General features: G+C 54.6%; 11 protein-coding genes. 5 read left to right on the forward strand and 6 right to left on the reverse strand.

Annotation, left to right across the window (positions count from 1 at the left end; genetic code table 11):
• Window positions 1–91: 91 nt before the first annotated feature.
• Window positions 92–1,516 (reverse strand): aldehyde dehydrogenase family protein, encoded by a 1,425-nt coding sequence (locus RA28_RS09590; RefSeq protein ID WP_082029789.1) that lies wholly within the window; start codon window positions 1,514–1,516, stop codon window positions 92–94.
• Window positions 1,437–2,834 (reverse strand): aminotransferase, encoded by a 1,398-nt coding sequence (locus RA28_RS09595; RefSeq protein ID WP_039527850.1) that lies wholly within the window; start codon window positions 2,832–2,834, stop codon window positions 1,437–1,439. The genes RA28_RS09590 and RA28_RS09595 overlap by 80 nt, the downstream gene beginning before the upstream one ends.
• 102 nt (window positions 2,835–2,936) lie before the next feature.
• Between RA28_RS09595 and RA28_RS09600 the strand changes: the two genes are divergently transcribed.
• On the forward strand, window positions 2,937–3,416 hold the full coding sequence (locus RA28_RS09600; protein WP_039527239.1) for an Lrp/AsnC family transcriptional regulator: 480 nt from the start codon (window positions 2,937–2,939) through the stop codon (window positions 3,414–3,416).
• A gap of 120 nt (window positions 3,417–3,536) precedes the next feature.
• Here RA28_RS09600 and RA28_RS09605 read toward each other — a convergent pair whose 3' ends face one another.
• The 3 genes from RA28_RS09605 to RA28_RS09615 form a co-directional block, all read right to left on the reverse strand.
• Window positions 3,537–5,180 (reverse strand): peptidoglycan-binding domain-containing protein, encoded by a 1,644-nt coding sequence (locus tag RA28_RS09605; RefSeq protein WP_039527243.1) that lies wholly within the window; start codon window positions 5,178–5,180, stop codon window positions 3,537–3,539.
• A 309-nt stretch (window positions 5,181–5,489) separates the two neighbouring features.
• Window positions 5,490–6,794, reverse strand: a complete 1,305-nt coding sequence (locus RA28_RS09610; protein ID WP_152612050.1) for an MATE family efflux transporter — start codon at window positions 6,792–6,794, stop codon at window positions 5,490–5,492.
• 258 nt (window positions 6,795–7,052) lie between these two features.
• Complete coding sequence (locus tag RA28_RS09615) at window positions 7,053–7,367, reverse strand: cupin (RefSeq protein WP_039527853.1); 315 nt, start codon at window positions 7,365–7,367, stop codon at window positions 7,053–7,055.
• A gap of 18 nt (window positions 7,368–7,385) precedes the next feature.
• Between RA28_RS09615 and RA28_RS09620 the strand changes: the two genes are divergently transcribed.
• Together RA28_RS09620 and RA28_RS09625 are read left to right on the forward strand one after the other, a co-directional pair.
• Window positions 7,386–7,898, forward strand: coding sequence for an Lrp/AsnC family transcriptional regulator (locus RA28_RS09620; protein WP_241481096.1), 513 nt, complete (start codon window positions 7,386–7,388; stop codon window positions 7,896–7,898).
• A gap of 270 nt (window positions 7,899–8,168) precedes the next feature.
• Window positions 8,169–9,590, forward strand: a complete 1,422-nt coding sequence (locus RA28_RS09625) for a hypothetical protein (RefSeq protein ID WP_052261395.1) — start codon at window positions 8,169–8,171, stop codon at window positions 9,588–9,590.
• A 147-nt stretch (window positions 9,591–9,737) separates the two neighbouring features.
• Here the strand turns inward: RA28_RS09625 and RA28_RS09630 are convergent, their stop codons facing one another.
• Window positions 9,738–10,757: a carbon-nitrogen hydrolase family protein gene (locus RA28_RS09630; RefSeq protein ID WP_039527252.1), complete on the reverse strand. Its 1,020-nt coding sequence runs from the start codon at window positions 10,755–10,757 to the stop codon at window positions 9,738–9,740.
• 116 nt (window positions 10,758–10,873) lie between these two features.
• On the opposite strand from RA28_RS09630, the gene RA28_RS09635 reads away from it, so the two are divergent.
• Window positions 10,874–11,848: a helix-turn-helix domain-containing protein gene (locus RA28_RS09635; protein ID WP_039527257.1), complete on the forward strand. Its 975-nt coding sequence runs from the start codon at window positions 10,874–10,876 to the stop codon at window positions 11,846–11,848.
• 189 nt (window positions 11,849–12,037) lie between these two features.
• Window positions 12,038–12,352, forward strand: coding sequence for a 2Fe-2S iron-sulfur cluster-binding protein (locus RA28_RS09640; protein ID WP_039527860.1), 315 nt, complete (start codon window positions 12,038–12,040; stop codon window positions 12,350–12,352).
• Window positions 12,353–12,437: the final 85 nt, after the last annotated feature.

The raw sequence follows: 12,437 nt of genomic DNA on the forward strand, positions 1-12,437 counted from the left end.
AGCCGAACCTAGGCTCACTTTGGCCAGTTCTCAGATTGCTTTGTGCAAACGACACATGTCGGGTCGAACGACGAGCAACAGTATCACCAACCTATACCGGGGCCTTTATGCAGAACACCTGCGGCTCCGTCATGGCCAGCATCGAACTTCGCACACCCTCACGACCAATACCGGCGCTTGACGGTCCGCCGAACGGCATCGAGTCGATGCGAAAATCGGTTGTGTCGTTCACCATGATCTGTCCGACTTTCAGCTGACTCAGCTTATGGGGGACGTGGATGTCCCGCGTAAATACCGCCGCTGCCAGCGCTGGCCCGGATCGGGCCGCCATCGCAATCGCCTCATCAATGTCCGAATAGGATTCCAACGTTGTGAGCGGACCGAAAATTTCTTGCGTCACGATGTTCGAATTCGGACCCGGATCTCCGATCAATATGGGCTTGGTCACAGTATCGTCGTTGTAATCGCCACAGATGACATAGCCTCCGCCAGAGACTGCATCATGCACCCAATCGATACACCGGTGAAACGCATCCCTGTTAATGAGACGACCCATCTCGGTTTGGTCATTCAATCGGTCGCCGATCACCAGTTCGTTCAAACGCTGCGCAAGATGCGCCTCGACTTCTTTGCGGATCGAGTCGTGGACCAACACACGTTGAACATGCAGGCAGTTTTGACCGGCCGCTGCGGTAATTCCGGAAACCAGGGCCGGAATCGCCGCGTCGACGTCCGCATCCTTGTGCACAATCGTGACTGCGACGCCACCCAGTTCCATCATCAGCGGTTTTCCCGCCGCGGCGCGCGCGACATGCTTCGCGGTTTCGCGACCACCCGTAAAAGACACCAAATCAACATCAGGATGCTTGATCATCGCTTCGGTCGTTGCACCGTCCGCAAGAAAAACCTGCAGGCTGTTTCCGAGGGTATCAATTTGCTTGGCGAGGCCTTCCAGCATCACTGCAGGCGTCGGCGTATCAGGGTGCGGCTTGATGATGACAGCGTTGCCCGTCGCAATCGCAGGGGCGACTTTATGTGCGATCAGATTCAACGGATCGTTAAATGGCGTAATGCCCAGAACCACACCGACCGGTTTACGGTCTACCCATCCGTGTCGACCTGCACCTCTGGGATCGGCGGAAAAGTCGATCCGCTCACCGGAAAATCGTTTGATCTCCTCCGCCGCGATGCGAAACGTCAACTCTGCTCTGGCAACCTCACCACGGGCTTCGGTGATCGTCTTGACCCCCTCGTAAACGATGGCTCGGGCGAAGTCATCGGCGCGCAGGGCAATTCCATCTGCCAGTGCAAACAACGCTTGCGATCTTTCAAACGAACTCTTTTCAGCAAGTCTTGAACCAGCACGCTTTGCGTTTCTAATTACGTCGGCAAAGCAAATTTGTGGCTCAACCGCCGGGCTTATCGATTGCAACACTTCAGAACGATCCCACTTGCGACAACTGATTTGTGACCTCGGCCACGGCGGCTTGCGTGATTTCAACCATTTGATCCACATCCTCTTTGGTTGCGACCAATGGCGGGGCAAATCCAAGAATGTCACCATGCGGCATCGCCCGGACAATCAATCCGCGTTCAAGGCACGCCCGCGAGACACGCGCACCCACTGCGAGGCCCGGGTCAAACCTGCGGCGAACTTCCCTGTCGGCGACAAACTCGAGCGCGGCCATAAGCCCGACGCCACGGACCTCACCAACGATCGGGTGTTGGTCAAACGCGTCGTTCAGGCGGTCATTCAGGTAATACCCCACAACCTTTGCGTTGTTCGGCAGATCGTCTTTTTCCACCACATCCAACGAGGCAAGCGCTGCAGCAGCGGCCAGCGGGTGACCTGAATAGGTATACCCGTGCGAGAAAGGCCCAACTTCATCGCTGTGAGCCTCAAAAACTTCGGTCATTTTCCTGCTGACCAGCGATGCCGACATTGGCACATAGGCTGATGTCAGCCCCTTGGCGGTCGTGATCAGATCAGGTTCGATTTCGTACAAATCCGATCCGAACATCGCCCCGGTACGACCGAAAGCCGTGATGACTTCGTCAACGATCAGCAAAATGTCATAGCGCCGCAGCACCTCCTGAATAGCGGCCCAATAACCTTCTGGCGGAGGCGTGATCCCACCGGTACCCAAAACGGGTTCAGCGATGAATGCGCCAATGGTTTCAGGGTCTTCGCGCAGGATCAGCTCTTCAAGTTCCTGCGCGCGCCGGGCGGAAAACTCACGCTCGGTTTCCGCGTCATTTCCGCCCCAGTAGTGATGGGGTACACCCGTCCGCAGGACTATGTCGAAGGGCAGATCCATGTTGTCGTGATAGAAGCTCATCCCGGTCATCGACCCGGAAATCACAGACGAGCCATGATACCCACGCTCACGCGAGATTATTCTCTTTTTACGCGGTTTGCCGCGCAGGTTGTTGTAGTACCAGACCAGCTTGGCGTTGGTCTCATTCGCGTCGGAACCCGACAGACCGTAAAACACCTTATCCATGTCACCGGGGGCCATTTTGACCAGCCGGTCCGACAAAATGGCAAGCGGTTCGTTCGTGTGGCCAGCATATGTGTGGTAATACGCCAACTGATGCGCCTGCTTGGAAATCGCATCCGCAATTTCTGTCCGCCCATACCCTGCATTGACGCAATACAGTCCGGCGAAGCCGTCAAGAACCTCGCGCCCTTCAGCGTCCCGCACCCGAACACCCTGCCCGTCGGTCATGATGCGTGGGCCGCCAAGCTCTCCGTTCGAGAAGGCGCGCAACGGTGTGAAGGGGTGCAAAGTGGAGGCGCGATCAAGCGCTCCGATATCAACCTGGTCGTACATGGAACCCTCCGGAAAAATTTCCCCGAACATGACACAATACGACTTGCGCAAAATTTCGTTTTTCTGAATCTTATGACTGAAAATTGCAGACACGAGGCAAAAATGAACGAAAATATCGCTCAGCTCGATTTGTTCGACCGAAAAATCCTTGCGATTGTTCAGGAAAATAATCGAGTTCCAAACGATGTCCTTGCAGATCGCGTTGGAATCTCGGCCTCGACCTGCTTGAGGCGTCTGCGCAGGCTCAGAGAGGCTGGCGTCATTAGCAAGGACGTTTCGATCATTGAACCGAAGATGGCCGGACGTGGCCTCAGCATGATTGTAAACGTGACGCTGGAGCGGGAACGCGCGGATATTATCGACAGTTTCAAGGCTGCCGTTCGAAAGACCCCTGAAATCATGCAGGCCTATTATGTAACCGGCGAAAGCGACTTTGTTCTAATCGTCACGGCAAAGGACATGGAGGATTACGAGGCCTTCAGCCGTCGGTTCTTTTATGAAAACAAGAACATCAAAGGATTCCGCACGACCATGATCATGGATGCGATAAAAACAGGTTTTGTTGTTCCGCTGGACAATTGAGCCATTGGTTGCAACCGGAGATGCTATTGTGAGATAACTCGCGGCCCCAGCGTTGGGACACCGGGAGGATGTCCCAACGCAAAGTCCTAAGTCCGCGTCAAACCGACCCTGTCTTGCTGGCTAGTTCGCAGGTGCGGGCAATTTCTTGGCTACGCGCGCGAATTCAGAGCGGATCATATCTTGGATTTTTTTCCGCAGTTCCGCATCCTTTCGCAATTCGTCATTCGCCAGTTTTTGAAGCTGCGCGGCGCTTTGCGAACCGTCCGACGCGCTGACCGCAATCAATGCGGCTTTTTCGATGGACTTTTCGCTGACGCTTGTTGCCACCCTTACGTAAATCGCACCGGCATGTTTGGCCGCTAGTTCGTCAAAGGTCTTTGCACCGTAAAGCACACAAAGTTCCTTACGCATGGATTCCATGATTTTTGGAGCCATTATGGTTTTGAGAAAAGCCTCGCCCTTCCCCGGCAAGTTTTTGGTAAAATAATCCAGCGCCTTGACCGAGGCATGCGTCATGATCCCCGCGAGAAGTGTCTTGGTAACGGCGTCTTTGACGTCTTTCAGCTTGGGCGGCTGCCCTTTCTCTATGAGCGGCTTCATCAAGCCGATTGTCTCCTTCAACGCAGAGACAACCATTGCCTGGCCAGCATCAGATCCCAGAAAGCGCTTGAAAAACAGCTCGCCTGCCTTGGTCGAAATACTACCGGACAGTTTCGGCATGACGTGTTTTGCAAGTTGGCTCGCCAATCCTTTGGACAGCTTGTCACCAAGTTTCCCTCCAGCTGCTCCTGCCAAACCCGCAATGAAACTGTCGATGAAAACCTTCTTGGCGGCGCCATCCCAAGTCACTTTGTTTCCAGCGACATATTCTCCGAACTGGCCTGCACCTGACTTTAGTGCCTCGACACTGGATGCGGCGATCATGCCCGCTTTCGCCGGGCTCATGCCCTTCGTCATAACCAGCCGCGCCGTCATGTAGGTTTCGACCGCTGCGAACGAGGTGTCGCGCACCACTTCAAGACCGGTTACGATACCTCCAGCGGTTCCGATGCGCGCCTCAATGAACTTTTTGAAAGACTTAACAGCCTTGTTGTAAGCCTTTGTTGCCTTCTGATCCTGCTTTTGAACTCTGCGCCAATCCGGAGACGCCGCACCCGCAAGTGCCTTCAACGTCGATGCCTCGGATCTCGCTTTCAGGATATCGTCCCAAGGAGGGTTGGTATCGCTGTTCACGACGCTGACCGAAAACTCCACCAAGGCATTCACTAGCCCATCCTGAGCCTGTCGGGTTTTTTCGAACCCGTTACAGATATCGACCCAGCACTCTGCCTCGCTGTGCATCTTTACGGCCTTGGACAGGACCTCTCTTTTCAAGGCATTCAGACCCGCCTCGTAGTCTTTTTTGCTGACGAGCTTTTTCTTCCCGCCTTCAAAGACTTCATACAGTTCCAGTTTGGCATTTGCCGAAATCATGGCCGACAGCTTCGGCAGGCCGGCTTTCCAAGTCTTTGCGTCGGGATCGACGATGCCGTCGGGCTTTTTGAAGCCAAGCTTCTTTTTCTGAAACTCGCGGATGTTCTTGATCAGGACCGTGTCGCATTTGCCGTTCACGTCCACACGGAACCCGTTGGCCACCAGCATCAGTTGCACCAACTCGACATCGGCAGGTTTGTTCTGAACGGGTTTGAATTTTTCGTTCTTCTTTGGGTCAGCCTTGGTAATTCGTTTTTTGTCACCAACGGGGGCAGATAATTTAAGAGCCACTATAATATTCCTTTAAGTTGTATAACACTGATCGCTCTACAATCCGGCGAACTGGATTCAAAAGCTGGCAAAGTCATTGCCGCGCAAACAATGCCGAGGTTTAAGGCTGGAAATCCTGCGAGTCTGTCAGCGGACCGCGTTTTTACATTGCGACGCGAACCCTTCGATTTAAGCCTCTGATTCATTGGCCTGCTCTGGTTGTTTCACATAGGTTAAACAACTCAGGTCGCGATTTATTCAGACGCAAAGCCATTTTGGCGCCACGCTGCTTGAATCGCTGATCGTCTGACACCTGTCGCACTGCGTATCCTAGATCTTGTTTGCCAGCAGACGCAGCCGAACGTTCAAGCACAGCCCGGAACAGCAAACCCCAATCAGCATGCCTTGCCAGATCCCTGCCGGGCTGTCGCCAAGAATAAGAACCGCTGTGAACCCGGCACCCCAGTAGCATGCCAGCGAAATCACCATCGGATAGAACGTATCGCGCAGACCGCGCAGCAGCCCGATTGTTGTTATCGGAATTGCATCGGCAATGATGAACAGACCACAAAACTGGATGAGGAGTTTTGCTTGCCGCAGCAGTTCTTCCGTTTCTTCGCCCTCGTTCGAAATGAACACATGCGCCAATTGCCCCGACCAGACAAAGAAGCAAACCGCAATGACAGCCGAGCAACAGGCGGAGATTTTGAGAAACCGTTTGGACACGTCTCGAATTGCTTGACCAACCGAGGATTGGATTTCCATGGACGCCACCTGGGCGATGCTGAACGGGACAACGAAGACAAGAGAAACGAGGTTAAGGGCGACGCCATGGACCAGCGCCGCAGACTCTCCCATCCTGACGCTCAAATAGGTTGTGGCCGCAAAATATCCGGTTTCTGCGAAAGCCGTGACCGATGCGGGAAATCCCAGCCGAAGCAGTGCCTTGATTGGCGCAGCGAGCGAATTGAACCGCAGTCGGCCCAAAGCGGGAAAGATCGATCGATCCAGTCCAAAGACCATCTGCGCAGCGCCCAGCCAAAGCGAAATCGCCGTGGACAGACCAAGGATCAGATTGTTTTGTTCCCATCCGAAGTAGCTGGACGCGCCGTTGCTTGCCGTCTTTGCAAGCAGTATTGTCACCGCCGCCCAAAACACAGATCCGCCTTTACCGTTCGCAACCAGAACCGAGCGCAGGATCACAGTCAATAGCAACGCAACCGGGGCAGTCGACAGGCCCAACAAATAGGTTTTGGCCTCGGCGACGAGCGTGCTTTCAACGCCGGATTTCAGCAAAGCGGTCGGGTACACAAGAAAGATCGCGCAACACACGAGACCCAATGCCAGCGCAATCAACGTTGCGGATCCGGTCCAGATCGCGAAATCGTCGTTTGAACGGGTTGCGCCCCGGCTAAGCCAGGGAAGCACCACAAGCACGAACGCTGTGGTACCGGTGCCCAGAGACCAAAAAAGCTGCCATCCCAGAAGCTGGCCAGAGGCATGAACAGCATCAACTTTGGATGCTGCCCAAAAATCGATTATGCCGATTGCGGTAAAGACGAACTGTGCGGCGACCAGGGCCACGATCCCCTGATAGGTCGTGGAAAGCCTGAGGCGACGAACTGCAGAAATCAACTGATTGCCCTCGTCCCAAGTTCAATCTGGAAGACAGTTATACAGCGCTCCAAATGGCGATACGCGCGGACCGACAAGTTTGTATCTGCGAACTTGCAGTTACGCTGGCAATCCGTGTGCTAGGACATGGGTTAACACCCGGAAGGATTTCGCGCGAAGCTTAGGAATCGAGCAAAATCCGCCAATCTCATCGCAATTTCTGCCGAAAGCCACGGCGTAGTCTTTCGCCGCCTTGGCGGGACGGGAAAGACCGCCTCGTCAGACGCTACCCTCGGTCTCGATCACGAGAACACGCGCAGCGCCACAGGGATGGGCAACGTGTTCGTCGCCCTCTCTTGCGTGAAAAACCTCGCCCGCCTTCATTTCGTGAACAGTTTCTTTGCCGTCTTCACGGGTGTGCATGTCGACAGCTCCGTCCAGCACAACAAAGACCTCGGGTCCGTCATTGATATGCCATTTGTACGGTTCGTCGGTCCAGTGCAACCGAACCGTTGTCGCGCCGGTGAACCGTTCGATATCCATGGCCTCCCACGCATGCGATCCAGTGAAGGTTTCAGGTGATATTTTCCGCATTGCTCGCTCCGTTGTGATATGATCACTAAGCACGGCAAGCCACTGAATGTCAGCTTGCGGATCGAAGGAAATCGCCTGCCACATGCAGTTAATGCCATGAAAATGGATCGGACAAATAAGCGCATCCTCGCGCTGCTGCAAAACAATGCCCGATTGACGGCCACCGCCATTGGAAAAGAGATCGGTCTGTCGCGCCCAGCCGTACAAGATCGTATCACGGCGATGGAAAACCAAGGCGTAATCAGGGGCTACCACGCCAGCTTGGGGGAAGCTGCACAGCTTACCCATGCGCTGATGTTTGTGACCATTGCACAACGTCCCTGTGCTGCAGCGATTGAGTGGCTGCAAACGCTTGACGGTGTGGACACTGTTTTTTCTCTGTCCGGAGAAATTGACGCTGTAGTTTCCGTTTCTGTGCCCAGTACGCGCGATCTCTCGAACCTGAGCGATCGATTGCTCGGCTCCAAGTATGTTTCCGCAGTTAGAACTTCTATTGTCTTGTCCCGCTCAATGAAAAGATCAGCATTGTGAAACGATAGGCTCTGAGCGCCCAGACACATTCCAAAATTAGCGATTTTTGGCTACTCAACCTGAGATTGCATTATTTGAGGGATTTTTGACCGAAATTGCGTGTCACGCAAGGTTCGGTTTTTACACAACCCGATTAAAAGACACCCGTACAACACTTTGTTCACGAGTGTCCCGGCACTTGGCGAGCCGCTGGTTTTCGAGAAGTCGATGAACCGCGCGCATTGTCGAGCTGCTCTTACCAGCACATCGACAGACCCGGAGTTTGAGCTCATGCGATTCAGGCGCTCGACGATATTGCTTTTTTGGACACCAGCGGTCCTGGCCGCGCTGGCCCTGCCGAACCTGGCGACGGCGCACGTCAAGTGGTTTGCACCCTATGACAGTTCGGCCGAACCGCTGGCGCTGCAACACGTTCTTTCACCTGCGTTCTGGCTGATACTCGCGGCGTTATGCGCAATAATGGCAATTGCGCTGTATGTGGAACAAACTGACGCCGGGCCTTGGACGATCCGCCAACTCAACAATGCAACGCACGGCCTCAAGCCAAAGCTGGACACTATGATGCGCGCCGGAGCCGCTGTGTTTCTGGTGTGTCTCTGGGTTCTGGGCGGCGTAATTCTCACGCCGGAACTTAAGACTGAAAGTGCATGGGTTCCCTGGATGCAAATGGCAATGGCCGCCTCTTTGTTCTGGCGGCGCACGATGGTTTTTTGCGGCGCAGGTATCATCTTTTTGTGGGGATACGCCGCAAGCAAGTACGGCCTGTTTCATTTGCTCGATTACCCGTTGTTTCTGGCCGTCGCTGCGTATCTGATCATCACAGGTCTCCCGAAAAACCGGGCCTATCCATATCGCTTCGACATTCTTCGCTGGGGTGCGGCGGTGACGTTGATGTGGGCCAGTATCGAGAAGTTTGCTTATCCGGAATGGTCCTTTCCGGTGTTGGAGCGTTATCCGGCCCTGGCGCTTGGTTTGGAACACCGGAATTTCATGACGCTCGCGGGTCTTGTCGAGTTTGCGCTTGCCTTTGCGCTTGTTTGCACTCCGGTTCTGCGACGCGGATCAGCCTTGTTCCTTGCCATAGTTTTCGCAGCGGCGGTGATCCTGTTCGGGAAAATTGATGCCATCGGCCATATGATGATCATCTACGTGTTGATCATGATTGTGGTTGACGACCGCAGCTTCGAAATCAGGCCGCGCGCAGCTTTTTTGACGCCGTGCCTGATTGCATCTTTGGCCTCAACAACGCTGCTCTACTATGGGCTTCAGGCGTCATTTTATGGAGACCAGCCCTCAAGCTCAGTGACCGCATCCGATTTGGATGAGGCCCCGAACAAAAAGCACATGGTGAACAAGTCGGTGAAACTGCCGGTTGGTATCCAAGTGCCCCGTGTCAGTATTGCTGAACTGGAAAGGACTGATGGCGAATGGATCCTGCACATGGCTGTCGAGAATTTCTCGTTCTCTCAGGTTTGTACCGCAGAAGCCCAACCCACGATTCACGGGCACGCGCATATACACATAAACGGAAAGAAAGTGATGACCGCAATGACACCGGTCGTAAACCTTGGGAGCTTGACGCCCGGCGTTTATGAATTGCGTGTATCGCTTCAATTACCCGATCATCGCACGTTGATCGGCCCCGATGGAAATCCCATCGAAGCCGCAATGAGCTTTGATGCCGCTACCTAGCGGACCGGAACGCGTTGGAAGGCCGGCTTTGACGCCGCGGGCCAGTGTTTCAGGAAACGCAATCTGACTCGTCGAGTTTCGCGGTGTATCCAGGCCGTAACAGATCATCGTGTTCGGGCTTGGGACATACGACATGCCAAAAGGTGCTTAGGCGTCTTCCTCTTCACTGGGCAGCGGTTCAGGTTCTTCCCGACCCGACAAGACCCGAGTGTTTTTGACGCCGAAGTCCTCGACAACCATATGTGGACTGTCATTGAACATCAGCTTGAACACGTCGGGACGCGCGTAATGACCAACCGGATCGGCGGCGTTCTTGGCATAGGCGATCATTGAAAGGTCGATGTCTGCAATCAACAATCCTTCCAGATCGGCAGGCAGCGGCTCGACCACCGATTGACCATCAGGTCCAAAGATGCGGGAATACCCGCCTCCGGCCTGTAGAAGCGCTTGTTTGTCGGGGGTGTCACAAAGCATATCGCACATTTCCTGCGAGCACAGCGCCGAAGCCGCGATCACGAAGCACTGGCCTTCGGCCGCGTAAACCTGGCTGACCGCCATGTTCATCTCGCCGGACAATGCGTGGGCCGCGCCTAGATAGAGCGTAAAGCTGGGCCAGGCAGCGCAATGGATCTGTTCGTTCTGCGAGAACATCGCATATTTCACGAGGGGCTGAAGATGCTCCCAGCAGCAAAGCGATCCGACCCGGCCAAGCTCGGTGTCGTGCACGTTGATGTGGCTGCCGTCGCTTTCGCCAAACAAAGTGCGTTCAACGTGGGTCGGCTTGAGCTTGCGGCGGCGGTCGATCATCTTGCCGTCTGCACCGTAATGCCACTGCGAAATGTACAGGCTGCCGCCCAGCTTTTCGGAGAGGCCGAGAACAACCTGAATACTGTTGCGGCGCGCGGCCTCGGCGATCATCAGGTCTTCTTCACAACCTGCTTCCAGGCTGCTTTCATTGTATCGGCCAATGAACTGCATGCACCACGCAGGCGAGCCAAGCCACAAAAACCACGGGTATCCGGGCAACCAAAGTTCAGGGAACACGATCAGCTGGACGCCCTTGGCACCCGCCTCGTCGATCAAAGCGACAGCCTTTTCAGCCCCCGCCCGACGATCCATGAACGCCGGCGCGGCCTGAACCGCAGCAACTTTTATTGGGCTTGACATTACATACCTCCTCAGTGCGCTATTTGCGGCACCCTAGCAACGTTTGCTAGATCGGACCTGTCCGTGCGGGCGGAAAGAGCTGATGGTTTGGGCGATAGGGGGTGCAAACGCAGATCATGAGTCGCCAGGACTTCAATACGGATGCCCTGAAACGTCAGAACAGATTTGCGTTCTGGCGCGAAGCCATATGCAGCACCTATGTCGAACTGGACTGCGAGTCGCCCCTGCGCGGAGAGAAGGGATTTCACAGCCATCTGACGGTCGAGCATCTGGGGGCGTCGACGCTGTCGCGCATTGGCGGCAGCCGTCAATCCGTGGCGCGACGCAGGCAGGACATTCGAAAGGCCTCTCGCAACTGGTATTTGCTGAGTCTTCAAACACGGAACGTGTCGCGATTTTCAATCGGGGACCATGAAGAGCTGCTGCATACCGGCGATCTCATGCTCTATTCAAGCTCCAGCACCTATCGCATTGATGTACCCAATGAGTTTGAGCAAATCGTGCTGAAAATCCCAGCCGAAGACTTTGAACCGCGCGTGCTTTTACACGATCCGCAGAAACTACACAAAATATCTGGAAACAGCCCTTTCGCGCGACTTCTGTCTGACAACATTAAAAGCATCACGGCAAATACCGCAGATCAAGATGATCGGATCGGATCTGCATTATCAGATGTTCTGCTTGATCTTATCTGGATCAACCTGAAGACGACACACGACCATCCGCTTGAGGGCGGAACCCACGCCCAAATCCTTGTTCAACGCATGCGGCAGTTCATTCAGGACAACATCGCAGATGCCGACCTATCGCGCGAGCGGATCGCCGCAGCGTCGGGCCTGTCGGTGCGACGGTTGAACGAAATCCTGTCCGGTGATGATACATCCATCACCTCGGTCCTGCTTGAGATGCGATTGCAGCACGCGCGTAAATTCCTAGTGCGTCCTGAGTATCAGGCCATGAGCATCGGCGAGATCGCCTTTCGCTCGGGCTTTCACTCTCCCGAGCATTTTGCCCGCCGGTTCAAGCAGCGGTATCAGGTGAGCCCATCTGAGTTGCGGCGCGCGAATTCAGCGCTTAACCGACCCATCTAGCCTGCCTGATCTCTCAATCTAAGAACCCGTTTTCCCGCAGGTCTTTGCCCCGCGCCAAGCGTGATTCTCAGCGCGTGTTTCGCGTAAACCGCTTTGATTATTACGAAAATACGCATTTCTCAAACGTGTTGACATGACAACTCATGATGTGCTTGATTATGGTCCAACACATTCTGGGAGGAAATGGAAATGCCTGCGATTTCCGTTACATGGGTGCTTCCTGACGGAAACAGCCGCACTGCTGATGTCCAGGAAGGGCACAATCTGATGGAGGCCGCAGTCTCGAACGGGATTGCCGGGATTTCGGGCGATTGCGGCGGGGCGCTGGCCTGCGCCACCTGCCATGTCGCGGTTCTCGAAGGGTCGGAAAGTGCGAAAACCTGCGGTGAGATGGAAGATGACATGCTGGATATGGTTGACGGCGAGCGAAGCGAAACCAGTCGTCTGTCCTGCCAGTTGATTGCCAGCTCGGACCTCGACGGAATCGTTCTTAGAATTCCCTGAAACACGCACTCAATTGATGTGAAATCAAAGGATCACCTCGACAACACACCACGACCTTTTGTTGACTTGGTTCATTCGATGTGTT

It is taken from the genome of Ruegeria sp. ANG-S4 (assembly GCF_000814005.1).
GTDB lineage: Bacteria > Pseudomonadota > Alphaproteobacteria > Rhodobacterales > Rhodobacteraceae > Ruegeria.

Bases quoted from the DNA above. Each gene is read 5' to 3' on its own strand.
- RA28_RS09590 (WP_082029789.1), bottom strand. From the start codon at position 1,516: ATGTGGATCAAATGGTTGAAATCACGCAAGCCGCCGTGGCCGAGGTCA.
- RA28_RS09595 (WP_039527850.1), bottom strand. From the start codon at position 2,834: ATGTACGACCAGGTTGATATCGGAGCGCTTGATCGCGCCTCCACTTTG.
- RA28_RS09600 (WP_039527239.1), top strand. From the start codon at position 2,937: ATGAACGAAAATATCGCTCAGCTCGATTTGTTCGACCGAAAAATCCTT.
- RA28_RS09615 (WP_039527853.1), bottom strand. From the start codon at position 7,367: ATGCGGAAAATATCACCTGAAACCTTCACTGGATCGCATGCGTGGGAG.
- RA28_RS09620 (WP_241481096.1), top strand. From the start codon at position 7,386: ATGATCACTAAGCACGGCAAGCCACTGAATGTCAGCTTGCGGATCGAA.
- RA28_RS09625 (WP_052261395.1), top strand. From the start codon at position 8,169: ATGCGATTCAGGCGCTCGACGATATTGCTTTTTTGGACACCAGCGGTC.
- RA28_RS09630 (WP_039527252.1), bottom strand. From the start codon at position 10,757: ATGTCAAGCCCAATAAAAGTTGCTGCGGTTCAGGCCGCGCCGGCGTTC.
- RA28_RS09635 (WP_039527257.1), top strand. From the start codon at position 10,874: ATGAGTCGCCAGGACTTCAATACGGATGCCCTGAAACGTCAGAACAGA.
- RA28_RS09640 (WP_039527860.1), top strand. From the start codon at position 12,038: ATGCCTGCGATTTCCGTTACATGGGTGCTTCCTGACGGAAACAGCCGC.